Origin of the sequence: Noviherbaspirillum cavernae (assembly GCF_003590875.1) — a bacterium.
Taxonomy (GTDB): domain Bacteria; phylum Pseudomonadota; class Gammaproteobacteria; order Burkholderiales; family Burkholderiaceae_D; genus Noviherbaspirillum; species Noviherbaspirillum cavernae.
Genome location: NZ_QYUN01000002.1, coordinates 392,987 through 407,568, shown reverse-complemented (window position 1 = coordinate 407,568; position 14,582 = coordinate 392,987). Strand labels below are relative to the sequence as shown.

General features: G+C 57.9%; 10 protein-coding genes, 2 tRNA genes and 2 rRNA genes. 5 read left to right on the top strand and 9 right to left on the bottom strand.

Annotation, left to right across the window (positions count from 1 at the left end):
* Positions 1-27: 27 nt before the first annotated feature.
* Together D3870_RS02000 and D3870_RS01995 are read right to left on the bottom strand one after the other, a co-directional pair.
* Positions 28-330 (bottom strand): putative quinol monooxygenase, encoded by a 303-nt coding sequence (locus D3870_RS02000; protein ID WP_119736232.1) that lies wholly within the window; start codon positions 328-330, stop codon positions 28-30.
* A gap of 61 nt (positions 331-391) precedes the next feature.
* Entirely contained in the window at positions 392-1,045 is a 654-nt protein-coding gene (locus D3870_RS01995) for a PhaM family polyhydroxyalkanoate granule multifunctional regulatory protein (RefSeq protein WP_242489826.1), read from the bottom strand.
* Between the two features lie 186 nt (positions 1,046-1,231).
* Between D3870_RS01995 and D3870_RS01985 the strand changes: the two genes are divergently transcribed.
* The 3 genes from D3870_RS01985 (at position 1,232) to queC (ending at position 3,929) form a co-directional block, all read left to right on the top strand.
* Positions 1,232-2,362 carry a DUF3108 domain-containing protein gene (locus D3870_RS01985; protein ID WP_119736228.1) on the top strand — a complete coding sequence of 377 codons (1,131 nt, stop codon included), beginning with the start codon at positions 1,232-1,234 and terminating at the stop codon, positions 2,360-2,362.
* 35 nt (positions 2,363-2,397) lie between these two features.
* Positions 2,398-3,159, top strand: coding sequence for a DUF3108 domain-containing protein (locus D3870_RS01980; RefSeq protein ID WP_119736226.1), 762 nt, complete (start codon positions 2,398-2,400; stop codon positions 3,157-3,159).
* 65 nt (positions 3,160-3,224) lie between these two features.
* Positions 3,225-3,929, top strand: coding sequence for a 7-cyano-7-deazaguanine synthase QueC (queC, locus tag D3870_RS01975; protein ID WP_119736224.1), 705 nt, complete (start codon positions 3,225-3,227; stop codon positions 3,927-3,929).
* Positions 3,930-3,992: 63 nt separating this feature from the next.
* Here queC and D3870_RS01970 read toward each other — a convergent pair whose 3' ends face one another.
* Positions 3,993-7,601, bottom strand: coding sequence for an indolepyruvate ferredoxin oxidoreductase family protein (locus tag D3870_RS01970; protein WP_119736222.1), 3,609 nt, complete (start codon positions 7,599-7,601; stop codon positions 3,993-3,995).
* 248 nt (positions 7,602-7,849) lie between these two features.
* On the opposite strand from D3870_RS01970, the gene D3870_RS01965 reads away from it, so the two are divergent.
* Entirely contained in the window at positions 7,850-8,146 is a 297-nt protein-coding gene (locus D3870_RS01965; RefSeq protein WP_158590359.1) for an EF-hand domain-containing protein, read from the top strand.
* A gap of 34 nt (positions 8,147-8,180) precedes the next feature.
* Here the strand turns inward: D3870_RS01965 and phhA are convergent, their stop codons facing one another.
* Positions 8,181-9,062: a phenylalanine 4-monooxygenase gene (gene phhA, locus D3870_RS01960; protein WP_119741541.1), complete on the bottom strand. Its 882-nt coding sequence runs from the start codon at positions 9,060-9,062 to the stop codon at positions 8,181-8,183.
* A gap of 28 nt (positions 9,063-9,090) precedes the next feature.
* The gene (gene hppD / locus D3870_RS01955) at positions 9,091-10,203 is read right to left on the bottom strand and encodes a 4-hydroxyphenylpyruvate dioxygenase (RefSeq protein WP_119736220.1); all 1,113 of its coding nucleotides are present in this window, start codon (positions 10,201-10,203) and stop codon (positions 9,091-9,093) included.
* Positions 10,204-10,339: 136 nt separating this feature from the next.
* Between hppD and D3870_RS01950 the strand changes: the two genes are divergently transcribed.
* Positions 10,340-10,831 carry an Lrp/AsnC family transcriptional regulator gene (locus D3870_RS01950; protein WP_119736218.1) on the top strand — a complete coding sequence of 164 codons (492 nt, stop codon included), beginning with the start codon at positions 10,340-10,342 and terminating at the stop codon, positions 10,829-10,831.
* An 80-nt stretch (positions 10,832-10,911) separates the two neighbouring features.
* Here D3870_RS01950 and rrf read toward each other — a convergent pair.
* From rrf to D3870_RS01930, 4 genes are all read right to left on the bottom strand, one after another.
* Positions 10,912-11,024: ribosomal RNA gene (gene rrf, locus D3870_RS01945) — 5S ribosomal RNA — on the bottom strand.
* Between the two features lie 156 nt (positions 11,025-11,180).
* A 23S ribosomal RNA gene (locus D3870_RS01940) occupies positions 11,181-14,054 on the bottom strand.
* 293 nt (positions 14,055-14,347) lie between these two features.
* Positions 14,348-14,423, bottom strand: a tRNA-Ala gene (locus D3870_RS01935).
* A 10-nt stretch (positions 14,424-14,433) separates the two neighbouring features.
* Positions 14,434-14,510, bottom strand: a tRNA-Ile gene (locus tag D3870_RS01930).
* Positions 14,511-14,582: the final 72 nt, after the last annotated feature.

Sequence of the window (14,582 nt, the reverse complement as noted above, 5' to 3'; positions counted from 1 at the left end):
GGGCGCTGGAGCGCCTTGCCGGCTTGCCTAACCGGGCAGCTTTGCCGCAAGCACGTCCACATTCTCGATGGATGGCGGCCTGGAGAACAACTCACCGGCCTTTGCCATCAATGCCGCGGCAACCTTGCCAGAGAGATGTGCTTGCCGGCCCGCTTCATCCGGGAAGGCATCAAAGATACCGAACGTGCTTGGTCCGAGGCGGATGCCAAACCAGGCAGTGGTGGCCGGCTCCTCATTGACAATGGGAAGACCGCTCACAAGGAAGCTCTCGACCTCTTTCTCTTTGCCGGGCTTCGCTTCGAGGCGAACGAACAACGCTACTTTGACCATGACATGTCTCCTGTTGCGACAACGACATCACGGTACGCCGCGTTTTCTCGCAAGCCCGACGCTACTTCGCCGGCTTGCGCTTGCGCGGCGTTGCCGCTGCTTCGGATTTTGCATTGCTCTCTTCCGTCGCAGCCGCGTGATCGTGTCCGTTCCCCTTGGGCGTCTCGGCGACCATCGCATTGGCAACCGCCTGCTTGAACTGATCCTGCAGCAAATTCCACCATGCTGCCGCGTTCACCAGCGGCGCAGTGAGGGTGGCGGCATCGGCCTCGTCCTTGCTGCTCGGCTCATGCGACGTGGACGTCTTGTGCGCAGTCTTGTGCTCGGACCTGGCCGACGCGGCGGCGGGAGCCTGGGCCGGTTTGGGCATGACTCCTGCGGCGGCGTTCGCGCTGGCCTGCACGGTGGCGTTCAGCGCTTCGCCCATCGTTTGCAGGGTCGCGATCGTCGCGGCCTGCACTTCCAGCGCCTGGATCGTGGTGCGCAACATGTTCATGTTCAGGTCGAGCCAGGATTCGACCGCGCGCAGGTCGGCTATCTTCTTCCTGATTTCCTCGACGGACAGCGTCGGTATCACCATGCCGGGCATGCTCATGCCGCCGGCAGGCAGGTTTGTGCCGGGTATTCCCATGCCGCCCCACAAGCTCTTGACGAATTCCAGCGAATCCGTCATCGCCCCCATTCCCGGGACGTTCGGCATATTCTGTTTCGGCATGCTTATTCTCCGTTGAGGAAACAGTTTTCAGCGTAGCAGATAACCGGAACCAGCAACATGCCAAAACGCGCAAAACCTGCGCGGGAAAAGACGCATCCGGGGACCATCCCCGCTCCGCCGCCGTATTGACGCAATGAAAGGTCGACGCTACGCATCGCGAACGCATCCGTTGTTACACTAACGCCCATGGCAAGCTCTCCCGCACACGACATTCCGCACCGCAAGCACCGCCTCGCGCGCTTGCTGGTGGTCCTGTGCGCGTCCGCCTTGCTGCATGTGCTGTTCTTCAATTGGGCCGGGGGCCGCATCGGTTTACCTGCGATGTCTCAGCCGGAAGAGAAAATCATCACGACCGAATTGCGCGCCGCGCCGGAGATCAAGCCGCCCGCACCGCCCGAGCCGAAGCCGGCAGTCAAGCCACCGAAACCCAAGGCAAGACCAAAGCCGCGTCCGCGCCCTGTCGCACCACCGCCGCCTTCGCCGCCGATTGCCGAAACCGCAGCCGAAACGCCCTCTTCCATGCCGATTGCGGGCATGGAAGCACCCGGCACCAGTGTTGAAGCAGCGGCCGAAGTCGCTCCAGCTGCTGCCGTGGCCGCCCCGCCGGCCGACGCGCCCGCGCCGCAGGACGAACAGGCCGCAAGCTACAAGATCGATCCGCCGCCGTCGGCCGAACTGAAGTACGACGTGCAGGCATTGAGCAAGGGCCAAACGGCGTATGGCCACGGCAAGATCAGCTGGGCATCGGCGGGCAACAGTTACAGCATCGATGGCGAGGCCGGCGTGCTGTTCATTACCCTGTTGAATTTCCGCAGCGAAGGCATGATCGACGAGTTCGGCGTGTCGCCGGTCATCTATACCGAAAAACGCTTCCGCCGCCCGGAAACCAATACGCACTTCCATCGCGAGCGCAACACGATCAGCTTTTCCGCGTCCACCCAGTCGTATCCGCGACAGGGCGGCGAACAGGACCGCGCCAGCATCGTCTGGCAGCTGGCCAGCATCGGTCGCGGCGACGCCGGAAAATTCTCGCCGGATGCGGAGATCGAGGTCATGGTCGCCGGCGTGCGCGACGCCGAGACCTGGCGCATCCGCGTCATCGGCCAGGAGGAAATCGAGGTCGGCACCGGCAGGATGCTGGCATGGCACGTGCTGCGCATTCCGCGCCCCGGCAGTTACGATCAGAAGCTCGACATCTGGTTCGCGCCGCAACATGAATGGTATCCGGTCAAATTGCGCTTCACGGAAACCAACGGCGACTATCTCGACATGTCGCTGTCCAAGGTGACGAAAACAACTCTCGCTGCGACACAATGACCCGACTTTCCCAGACAACATGCAACGCGCCATCGATGCGTGATTTTCTTGTTCGCGCCGTCGCGTCGATCACCCTGGCTGTCGGCATGCTGAGTGTCCCGGCATGGGCCCAGGATGTTCCCGCCAAAAAACTCAAGATCAATCTGCCGCCCTCGGCCGACCTCGCTTACGCAATCAAGGCCAGGCAAAAGGGACTGACGCTTGAAGGCAATGCGACGGTGCGCTGGTCGGCATCCGGCAACAGGTTTGCCGTCGTCAGCGAAACGCGCGCCATGATGCTCGGCAAGATTCTGGAAACCCGGAGCGAAGGCGTGATCGATGAATACGGCTTGGCTCCGTCCAGCTTCACCCAGAAGCGTTTTCGCAAGGCAGCGACGACCTCATCATTCGATCGCGCATCGAAAGCCATCCGCTTCAGCGCATCGGAGCAGACCTACCGGATCACGGGCGGCGAGCAGGATCGCAGCAGCGTGGTATGGCAACTGATTTCCATGGCGCGCGCCATGCCGGCCAAATTCAAGCCCGGCACGCAATGGCATTTCTTCGTCGTCGGCGATCGCGACGGCGATCCGTGGACGTTCAAGGTGATCAGCCAGGAAAAGCTGGAGACGCCAAACGGCACGGTCAATGCCGTTCATATTTCACGCGCGCCGCCGGATGACTCCAGCGACCAGAAGCTCGATATCTGGCTCGCGCCGTCGATGGAGTGGTATCCGGTGCGGCTGCGTTTCAGCGAAGAGAAGGACGATTTCGTCGAGCAGACGCTGACGCACATCAACAAGAAGGCATCGCGCTGAATGAGCGCGAGCGCGCAGTCGCCACCGATCACGGAAACAACAGGATTTTTTCAGGAAGAAAACACATGACATTCACCAACGGCGCATTGGTCCTCTTCAGCGGCGGCCAGGATTCCGCCACCTGCCTCGCATGGGCATTGTCGCGCTATGCCAAAGTGGAAACCATCGGTTTCGACTACGGCCAGCGCCACGCGATCGAACTCGAAGTCCGTCCCGCATTGCTGCAAAAAATGCGCGCGCTGTCATCTGACTGGAACGCAAGACTCGGCGAAGACCACATGATCGACCTCTCGCTCATCGGCAAGATCTCCGACACCGCGCTGACACGCGAGACGGAAATCACGATGCAGGCAAACGGCTTGCCCAATACCTTCGTGCCGGGACGCAATCTGCTGTTCATGACGGTCGCTGCCACCGTTGCCTATCGGCGCGGATTGGACGTGCTGGTGGGTGGCATGTGCGAAACGGATTTTTCCGGCTATCCCGATTGCCGCGACGACACGATGAAGGCGCTGCAAGTCGCACTCAACCTCGGCATGGCCACGCGATTGAAACTGGAAACGCCGCTGATGTGGATCGACAAGGCAGCGACATGGCGGCTTGCGCATGAGCTGGGCGGGGACATGCTGGTCGATGTGATTCGCGCCGAGACGCATACCTGCTATCTCGGTGAGCGCGGCACATTGCACGACTGGGGCCACGGCTGCGGAACATGTCCGGCCTGCGAATTACGGGCACGCGGCTATCGGCAATACATGGCGAGCAAATAGTGTTGCAATGAAAAAGGGCGGGCTTTCTCAAGCCCGCCCCATACACCTTCAACTCGCCAATCGCTACGCTGCGTGTTGCGAGTCGATCACTGGCACGCCCGGTGCGGCGAATGTCTGCAGCAACCGCGCTTCCTTCTCCTTCGCCACCTTCAGGTGTCGCTCCTTCACGTGGCCGTAGCCGCGAATCTCTTCCGGGATGGCGGCAATCGCCACCGCGGCCGGCAGATTCGTCGCGTTCAGTTGCGGCAACAAGCGCGACAGCGTATCGCGATACTGCGCAATCAAGGCGCGTTCCGTCTTGCGTTCGGCGGTATGACCGAACACATCGAGCATCGTGCCGCGCAGGAACTTGAATTTCGCCAGCACGCCGAATGCGTTCAACATCCACGGGCCGAATTCCTGCTTGACCAGATGCCCCTTGTCGTCGTGCTTGGCAAGCAGCGGCGGCGCAAGGTGGAACTTTAGCTTGTAGTCGCCTTCGAACATACCGGCGATTTTTTCCTTGAACGCCTTGTCGGAATGCAGGCGCGCAACTTCATACTCGTCCTTGTACGCCATCAGCTTGAAGTAATAGCGCGCGACCGCTTCGGTCAGGCGCAATGATTTGCCTGACTCGACGAGCTTGCTTTCGGCAGCGCGCACCTGCTCGACGAACGCACGGTACTGTTCCGCATACGCGGCATTCTGGTAAGCCGTGAGGAATTCCACGCGCCGGGCGATGAGGTCGTCGAGCGTCGGCGCGCGCTTGAACTCGATCACTTGCGCCGCCGTGTCGTTCTGTTTCGCCAGACGCTCCACCGCCGCCCAGTCGTGCGCCGCATTGCGGCCCCAGATGAAGGCTTGCTTGTTGAACTCGACCGAGACCGCATTCAATTCGATCGCCTTCATGATCGCCGCTTCCGACAGCGGCACCCAGCCCTTTTGCCACACGTAGCCGAGCATGAACATGTTGGTCGCAATGGTGTCGCCCATCAACGCAGTGGCCACCTTGCCGGCGTCGACGACATCAACGCGCTCGCTGCCGCATGCGTTGCGGATATCGCTCTCCGCCGCCGCGCCCGGATATTTCCAGTCGGGGTTCTTCACGAAGGCCGCGGTCGGCGTGCCGGTCGAATTGACGGCCACATAAGTGCGCCCCTCGCCCATGCGGGACAGGGCATCGCGGCTGGCGGTCACGATCACGTCGCAACCGATCACGAGGTCCGCTGCGCCGGTGCCGACGCGCGTCGAATAAATCTCGTCGGGATGGTCTGCCAGGCGCACGTGCGACATCACCGGCCCGCCCTTTTGCGCGAGGCCGCTCATGTCGAGCACCGAGCAGCCCTTGCCTTCCACATGCGCGGCCATCGCGAGGATCTGCCCGACCGTGATCACGCCGGTGCCGCCGATGCCGGTGACGATGATGCCGAAGGGATGTTCGGTCGTCGGCAATGTCGGTTGCGGCAGGTTGTCGCCTTGCAGGATCGGCAGTTTTTTCGCGCCGGCATCGTTGTTGAGCGTCGCCTTCTTCGGCTTCTTCAACTGCCCGCCTTCGACGGTGACAAAGCTCGGGCAGAAACCGTTGACGCAGGAGAAGTCCTTGTTGCACGAGGACTGGTTGATCTGCCGCTTGCGTCCGAATTCCGTTTCCAGCGGTTCGACCGACAGGCAGTTCGATGTCACGCTGCAATCGCCGCAACCTTCGCAAACCGCTTCGTTGATGACGGCGCGCTTGGCGGGGTCGGGATACTCTTTCTTTTTGCGGCGGCGGCGTTTTTCCGCAGCGCAGGTCTGGTCATAAATGACGGCCGATACGCCTTTGACTTCACGCAACTCGCGCTGCACGGCGTCGAGCTCATTGCGGTGGCGGATCGTGACGCCCGGCGCCCAGTTGACACCCGCCGGATACTTGTCCGGTTCGTCGGTGACGACCACGATCGGGCTCACGCCTTCGGCCGCGATCTGGCGCGAAATCATCGCCGGGTCGAGCGGGCCGTCGACATGCTGGCCGCCAGTCATCGCCACTGCGTCGTTGTACAGGATCTTGTAGGTCATGTTGACCTTCGCCGCCACCGCCGCGCGAATCGCCAGCAAACCCGAATGGAAATAGGTGCCGTCGCCGAGGTTCGCAAACACATGCTGCTCTTCGGTGAACGGCGCCTGCCCGATCCATGTCACGCCTTCCGCCCCCATGTGGGTGAAGGTCGAGGTGCTGCGATCCATCCACAGCACCATGTAGTGGCAGCCGATGCCGGCCAGGGCGCGGCTGCCCTCCGGCACCTTGGTCGAGGTGTTGTGCGGGCAGCCCGAGCAGAAATGCGGAATGCGATCCTTGGCCGGATCAGGCTTGGTGCTGCCGACCTTGAGCACGGCCTCTTTCGCCTCCAGATAGGCAACGCGCTCCTTGATGCGCTGCTCGATCGGATGACCTGCGAAGTATCTGGAAATGCGGGCCGCAATCGCGCGCGCGATCTGCGCCGGATTCAATTCGTATGTCGCCGGCAACAACCAGTCGCCATGTCCGCCGTGATGGACGTTGCTCCACTCGCCGGTGTCATCGAATTTGCCGACCACGCGCGGACGCACGTCATCGCGCCAGTTGTACAACTCTTCCTTCAACTGATATTCGAGAATCTGGCGCTTTTCCTCGACCACGAGAATCTCGTCGAGACCTTGCGCGAACTGGCGCACGCCTTCCGCTTCGAGCGGCCAAGTCATGCCGATCTTGTACAGGCGGATGCCGATCTCCCTTGCAACGTTCTCATCGATGCCGAGGTCTGCCAGGGCCTGACGCGTGTCGAGATATGACTTGCCGGCGGTGATGATGCCGATCTTCGCGCGCGGGCTGTCCCAGATGACCTTGTTCAGCTTGTTGGCGCGCGCGTAGGCCAGCGCGGCATACCACTTGAAATTGTTCATCCGCGCTTCCTGCTCGAGCACGGCATCTGGATAGCGGATGTTCAAGCCGTCGGGCGGCAGTTCGAAATCGGTCGGCAACACGATTTGCACGCGATCCGGATCGAGATCGACCGACGCGCCGGATTCGACGATGTCGGTCACGCATTTCATCGATACCCACAGGCCGGTGTAGCGGCTCATCGCCCAGCCATGCAGGCCGTAGTCGAGATACTCCTGCACCGTCGAGGGATAGAGCACCGGGATGCCGCACGCCTTCAGAATGTGTTCGCTCTGATGCGCCGTGGTGGAGGACTTGGCGGCGTGATCATCGCCCGCCAGCACCAGCACGCCGCCATGCTGCGAGGTGCCGGCCATGTTGGCATGCTTGAAGACATCGCCGCAACGATCCACGCCCGGCCCTTTGCCGTACCACATGCCGAACACGCCGTCGTATTTCGCGCCGGGGAACAGGTTTGTCTGCTGCGTGCCCCACACGCTGGTGGCGGCGAGGTCTTCGTTCATGCCGGGATGGAACTTGACGTGATGCGCGTCAAGATGCTTCCTCGCCTTCATCGCGGTCAGATCGACACTGCCGAGCGGCGATCCGCGATAGCCGGTGATGAAGCCGGCGGTGTTGAGTCCCGCTTTCAAGTCGCGCTGGCGCTGCATCATTGCAAGGCGAATGAACGCCTGAGTGCCAGTGATGAAAGCGCGTCCGCGCTCCAGCGTGAATTTGTCGTCTAGGGAAATGTTATCCAGCAGCAGGCGTTGTGCCGGATCGAGAGGTGCGTTCATTCAGTCTCCAAGCCAAAAATTGTGTCTTTGGGCGCGATGGTTTCGCTGTCAAACAGACATGCCTTGTGGACGCGTCGTTTATTGTTTTGACACTCTGGACATTATCACAGGCATGCCGTCCGCTCAATGCGCGCTGCAGCAAGCGCAGCGTTGCGCGACGGATGTAACAAGCCGTAAATGCCATGGTGAAATTGATTCTGCTTACTTACATTGGATCAATTACTCAAAGTCACTTCAGGGAGCTATCCATGCAATCGACCATGGTTTTGTGTGTCATTGGTGCATTGCTGGGCGGTGCCATGGGTCTCGCGCAATCCGCCTCGGACAATGCGCCGGAACTCAAGCGCTCCGGCCTTCCTGGAAAGTTCGATGAACGACTCAACGCTGCAGACCAGGACCGCGATGGCGCATTGACCAGGGAAGAAGCGGCACGCGGCAACATCAACACGATTCTTGAAAACTTCGACAGGCTCGACATCAACAAGGATGGCAAGCTGACTCGCGAAGAGATGCGCACACTGGTCCGCAACAAGATGTCCATGTGATAACCCGTTCAGCGGACATCCTTCATCCCGGTGGTCAGCCGTTCGGCGGCAGGTTCATTTCTCCCGCCAGCAGCGTGTTGGCGGGCAAGGCCTCCTGCGCTTTCAAGCTCTCGTAGATCGGCGTGAAATCGGGCGCGGTCTCGTTGAACAATTGCTCGAGGTCGCGTATCACGAAATAGGTTTCCTGATACGAGTCGATCTTGTACAGCGTGCGCATCACACGCTCCACATCGAACGGAATGCGGCGCGGCGTCGGATTGGTCAGGCAGTGTTCGATCTCGCCGCCGGATGAAAGAATGCCGGCACCGTACACGCGCAAGCCCTGCGGGCTTTCGATCAAGCCGAACTCCACCGTGTACCAATACAGGCGCGCGAGGTATTTCAAGCCATCGGTCTTCAGCGCCTTCAAACCACCCTTGCCGTATTGCTGCAAATGGTCGGCGAAGACCGGATTGAACAGCAGCGGCACGTGGCCGAAGAAATCGTGGAACACATCCGGCTCGACGATGTAGTCGAACTCGTGAGGCTCGCGCAGCCACACCGTCACAGGAAAGCGCCGGTTCGCCAGATGCTCGAAGAACGTCAGGTCCGGCACCAGTCCCGGCACCGCCACCAACTGCCAGCCGGTGGCTTTTTGCAATGCCTCCGTTGTGCGATCGAAATGCGGGATTGCGTCGGCGGCGTCGAGTCTTTCCAGGCTGTCGATGAATACATCGCAAGCGCGCCCCGGCAGCAACTGCGCCTGCCGCCGATACAATTTGCGCCACAGTTCATGCTGCGCCTCGGTATAGTGCTGCCAATTCTGCGCAACGACGTAGTTCTCGTCGGCCAGCGAGTAATCGCCACGCAACGTACCGCCATCGGACTTCTCCGCGAGTGTCTTGAAGAAATCGGCCTGATCAACTGTGGTGTTCATGGTGAATGCCTCTGCATCAAGTGGCAACTCAAGCAGAAATGCCTTCGTCTTTCAGCACGCCACGCCGAATCTGATCGAGCTCGATCGATTCGAACAGCGCGCGGAAATTTCCCTCACCGAAACCCTGGTCGCCCTTGCGCTGAATGATTTCGAAGAAGATCGGACCGATCACGGTTTGCGTGAAGATTTGCAGCAGCAACTCGCGCTTGGTCGCGTTGCTGTTGCCATCGATCAGGATGCGCAATCGTTTCAACTCTTCAAGATTTTCGCCATGGGCAGGCAGTCTCTTGTCGACGAGGTCATAGTAAGTCTCGATGGTGTCCTGGAATGCCACCTTCCTGTCTTGCATGCCCTGCACGGTTTCATAGATGTCATCCGTGCCCAGCGCGATATGCTGGATGCCCTCACCGTGATACTGGTCGAGATATTCCGCAATCTGAGATTTGTCGTCGGACGACTCATTGATGGGAATACGGATATTGCCGCAAGGCGAGGTCATCGCCTTCGACTTCAATCCAGTCAACTTGCCTTCGATATCGAAGTAGCGAATCTCGCGGAAATTGAACAGGGTCTCATAGAAATCCGCCCATTCCTTCATCCGACCGCGGTGCACGTTATGCGTCAGATGGTCGATGTAGGTCAGGCCATTGCCTTTCGGATTCTGGTCTGCGCCGGGAATCGCCACGAAATCGACGTCATAGATGCTGATGTCGCCGATGCCGCCTTGTGCGCCTTCCTTGCCATGCCAGCGATCGACGAAATAGATCAGCGAATCGCCGATTCCCTTGATCGCCGGGATGTTCAATTCCATCGGACCGGTCTTGTTGTCGAATCCCCATGCGCCGAGTTCCAGCGCACGCTTATATGCATAAGCGGCATCGTTCACGCGAAACGCAATCGCGCAGATCGACGAACCGTGCTTGCGCGCGAAGCGCTGTGCAAATGAATCCTTCTCCGCATTAATGATGAAATTGACCCCGCCCTGACGATACAGCGTCACATCCTTGTGACGGTGGCGCGCAACAGCGGCAAAGCCCAGTTGCTCGAACAGCACGCCCAGCGCTTTGGGATCGGGTGCCGCATACTCGATAAACTCGAAACCGGCAGTCCCCATCGGGTTTTCCCAAGGCGTAAATTCCATAATGTCTCCTCGTTTGAAAGGTATCAAATCTGATTACAGTATAGACAAGACAAAGCGGCATAAAATTGCGAACATCGCTCATGAATTTGCAGATTGCACAATAATATTGCGCATAGACTTTTATAATTGGTGATTTATGGCCCGAATTAAACTCGACAAAATCGACCGAAAGATTCTTTCCATCCTTCAATCAGATGGCAAGCTGACCAATCAGGAGATAGCCGAGCGCGTCAACCTTTCGCCTTCACCATGCCTGCGTCGTATCAAGAATCTGGAAGAAACCGGTGTGATCCGGCAGTACGTGGCACTGCTCGATCCGGACAAGATCGGCCTCGGCTTGCTCGCGTATGTCAACGTACGGCTGGAGAAGCACAGCGATTCGCCTGCCGGCAGCACACGCTCACCACGCGCCGACTTTGCCATTTCCGTCGAGAGCTGGCCTGAAGTTGTTGCGTGCTATGCGATGACTGGGGAGATGGATTATCTGCTGCGGGTCCATGTGGGAGACATGGGGCATTTTTCGCGCTTCATGATGGAGACGCTGCTGCGGCATCCGGCGGTGCTGGACGTGAAGTCGAGTTTTGCGTTGCAGAGGGTGAAGGACACGACGGCGCTGCCGCTGGTATGAGCGGGCGGCGGTGATTGTCGCGGCGTTTCTGCAAAGCGAAACGCCCCCGGCATTGCTGGCGGGGGCGTTTCTGGAGACAAGCCTGACGATTACCTACTTTCACACTGGTTGCAGCACTATCATCGGCGCGACGTCGTTTCACGGTCCTGTTCGGGATGGGAAGGGGTGGGACCGACGCGCTATGGTCATCAGGCATAACTTGTAGTGTCGTTTGGTGCCGGTGAGCTGGCGGGTCAAACAACGCAATCCGGGAAGAAGCAGTAATTTGCGCAGGGGTCTGCGCGTATTTTGGCGGGCGTGATGCACAATCGGCATACGCAAACACTTGCCTGTAACCTGCCAAGGTTATAGGGACAAGCCGCACGGGCAATTAGTATCAGTTAGCTTAACGCATTACTGCGCTTCCACACCTGACCTATCAACGTCCTGGTCTCGAACGACCCTTCAGGGGAATCAAGTTCCCGGGAAGTCTCATCTTGAGGCAAGTTTCCCGCTTAGATGCTTTCAGCGGTTATCTCTTCCGAACTTAGCTACCCGGCAATGCCACTGGCGTGACAACCGGTACACCAGAGGTTCGTCCACTCCGGTCCTCTCGTACTAGGAGCAGCCCCCCTCAAACTTCCAACGCCCACGGCAGATAGGGACCAAACTGTCTCACGACGTTTTAAACCCAGCTCACGTACCACTTTAAATGGCGAACAGCCATACCCTTGGGACCGGCTACAGCCCCAGGATGTGATGAGCCGACATCGAGGTGCCAAACTCCCCCGTCGATATGAACTCTTGGGAGGAATCAGCCTGTTATCCCCAGAGTACCTTTTATCCGTTGAGCGATGGCCCTTCCATACAGAACCACCGGATCACTATGTCCTACTTTCGTACCTGCTCGACTTGTCAGTCTCGCAGTTAAGCACGCTTATGCCATTGCACTATTAGCACGATGTCCGACCGTACCTAGCGTACCTTCGAACTCCTCCGTTACACTTTGGGAGGAGACCGCCCCAGTCAAACTGCCTACCATGCACTGTCCCCGACCCGGATGACGGGCCAAGGTTAGAACCTCAAACAAACCAGGGTGGTATTTCAAGGTTGGCTCCACGGCAACTGGCGTCACCGCTTCAAAGCCTCCCACCTATCCTACACAGATTGGTTCAAAGTCCAATGCAAAGCTACAGTAAAGGTTCATGGGGTCTTTCCGTCTAGCCGCGGGTAGATTGCATCATCACAAACATTTCAACTTCGCTGAGTCTCGGGAGGAGACAGTGTGGCCATCGTTACGCCATTCGTGCAGGTCGGAACTTACCCGACAAGGAATTTCGCTACCTTAGGACCGTTATAGTTACGGCCGCCGTTTACTGGGACTTCAATCAAGAGCTTGCACCCCATCATTTAATCTTCCAGCACCGGGCAGGCGTCACACCCTATACGTCCACTTTCGTGTTTGCAGAGTGCTGTGTTTTTATTAAACAGTCGCAGCCACCAGTTTATTGCAACCCCTTCGTCCTTCTGGCGCAGGCCAGTCAAACTACCAGGGCGTACCTTATCCCGAAGTTACGGTACCAATTTGCCGAGTTCCTTCTCCCGAGTTCTCTCAAGCGCCTTAGAATACTCATCTCGCCCACCTGTGTCGGTTTGCGGTACGGTCTCGTATGACTGAAGCTTAGAGGCTTTTCTTGGAACCACTTCCGATTGCTTCGCGAACAAGTTCGCTCGTCCCATACCCTTGAATTACGCTGCCGGATTTGCCTAACAGCCTTCTTTGATACAGGAACCGGGACATCCAACACCCGGACAACCTTCCGCGATCCGTCCCCCCATCGCATCATACGACGGTGCAGGAATATTAACCTGCTTCCCATCAGCTACGCATCTCTGCCTCGCCTTAGGGGCCGACTCACCCTGCTCCGATGAACGTTGAACAGGAAACCTTGGGCTTACGGCGTGCGGGCCTTTCACCCGCATTATCGCTACTCATGTCAGCATTCGCACTTCTGATACCTCCAGCATCCTTTACAAGACACCTTCGCAGGCTTACAGAACGCTCTCCTACCATCTGCATTGCTGCAGATCCGCAGCTTCGGTGACTGGCTTAGCCCCGTTACATCTTCCGCGCAGGACGACTCGATCAGTGAGCTATTACGCTTTCTTTAAAGGATGGCTGCTTCTAAGCCAACCTCCTGACTGTTTTAGCCTTCCCACTTCGTTTTCCACTTAGCCAATCTTTGGGACCTTAGCTGGCGGTCTGGGTTGTTTCCCTCTTGACGCCGGACGTTAGCACCCGACGTCTGTCTCCCAAGCTCGCACTCACCGGTATTCGGAGTTTGCAATGGTTTGGTAAGTCGCGATGACCCCCTAGCCATAACAGTGCTCTACCCCCGGTGGTGATACTTGAGGCACTACCTAAATAGTTTTCGGAGAGAACCAGCTATTTCCAAGTTTGTTTAGCCTTTCACCCCTACCCACAGCTCATCCCCTAACTTTTCAACGTTAGTGGGTTCGGACCTCCAGTGCGTGTTACCGCACCTTCATCCTGGCCATGAGTAGATCACTTGGTTTCGGGTCTACACCCAGCGACTGAACGCCCTGTTCGGACTCGCTTTCGCTACGCCTTCCCTACACGGTTAAGCTTGCCACTGAATGTAAGTCGCTGACCCATTATACAAAAGGTACGCAGTCACCCCTTGCGAGGCTCCTACTGTTTGTATGCACACGGTTTCAGGATCTATTTCACTCCCCTTCCGGGGTTCTTTTCGCCTTTCCCTCACGGTACTGGTTCACTATCGGTCGATATCGAGTATTTAGCCTTGGAGGATGGTCCCCCCATCTTCAGACAGGATTTCTCGTGTCCCGCCCTACTTGTCGCAAGCCTAGTTCCACACTACGGATTTCGCGTACGGGGCTATCACCCGCTATGGCCGGACTTTCCATTCCGTTCCACTATCCCTAATGCTAAATCTTGCAGGCTGGTCCCATTTCGCTCGCCACTACTTTGGGAATCTCGGTTGATTTCTTTTCCTGCAGCTACTTAGATGTTTCAGTTCGCCACGTTCGCTTCGTTACCCTATGTATTCAGATAACGATGACCTTACGGCCGGGTTTCCCCATTCGGAAATCCGCGGATCAAAGCCTGTTTGCTGGCTCCCCGCGGCTTATCGCAAGCTACTACGTCCTTCATCGCCTGATATCGCCAAGGCATCCACCATGTGCACTTATTCGCTTGTCCCTATAACGTTAGCTTCTGTTGCCAGAAACGGTTACAGAGTTTGAGTTTGAATATGCCGTAATCCAGACTACTCATCTTGCGACGAGAACTCTTTCATACATATGATTGATACAATCACAACCCACCAGCACATCCCGACGCATTCATCACAAACACATCAGTCTGCACTGATAAATCTTTACTACTTCTTCCAGATTGTTAAAGAACAAAAACAGCCATTGATCCTGAAAGATCAAACCCAAATCCCACGACGCACTGCGCCGCCGACTTGGGTTTGACATTTCCGCGAATGATGGTGGAGGTTGACGGGATCGAACCGACGACCCCCTGCTTGCAAAGCAGGTGCTCTCCCAGCTGAGCTAAACCCCCGAATCTTTCCTGGTGGGTCTGGTTGGGCTCGAACCAACGACCCCCGCGTTATCAACACGGTGCTCTAACCAGCTGAGCTACAGACCCGCTTGATCAGATCTCAGTCACCTTCAACCGGCCAGCCGCACCGATTGCCCACTGTTTTCTGTCTCTTCTTAT

Coding starts and splice junctions, on each gene's coding strand:
- D3870_RS01995 (WP_242489826.1), bottom strand. CDS start 1,045: ATGCCGAAACAGAATATGCCGAACGTCCCGGGAATGGGGGCGATGACG.
- queC (WP_119736224.1), top strand. CDS start 3,225: ATGACATTCACCAACGGCGCATTGGTCCTCTTCAGCGGCGGCCAGGAT.
- hppD (WP_119736220.1), bottom strand. CDS start 10,203: ATGGAATTTACGCCTTGGGAAAACCCGATGGGGACTGCCGGTTTCGAG.
- phhA (WP_119741541.1), bottom strand. CDS start 9,062: ATGAACACCACAGTTGATCAGGCCGATTTCTTCAAGACACTCGCGGAG.
- D3870_RS01985 (WP_119736228.1), top strand. CDS start 1,232: ATGGCAAGCTCTCCCGCACACGACATTCCGCACCGCAAGCACCGCCTC.
- D3870_RS02000 (WP_119736232.1), bottom strand. CDS start 330: ATGGTCAAAGTAGCGTTGTTCGTTCGCCTCGAAGCGAAGCCCGGCAAA.
- D3870_RS01950 (WP_119736218.1), top strand. CDS start 10,340: ATGGCCCGAATTAAACTCGACAAAATCGACCGAAAGATTCTTTCCATC.
- D3870_RS01980 (WP_119736226.1), top strand. CDS start 2,398: ATGCGTGATTTTCTTGTTCGCGCCGTCGCGTCGATCACCCTGGCTGTC.
- D3870_RS01965 (WP_158590359.1), top strand. CDS start 7,850: ATGCAATCGACCATGGTTTTGTGTGTCATTGGTGCATTGCTGGGCGGT.
- D3870_RS01970 (WP_119736222.1), bottom strand. CDS start 7,601: ATGAACGCACCTCTCGATCCGGCACAACGCCTGCTGCTGGATAACATT.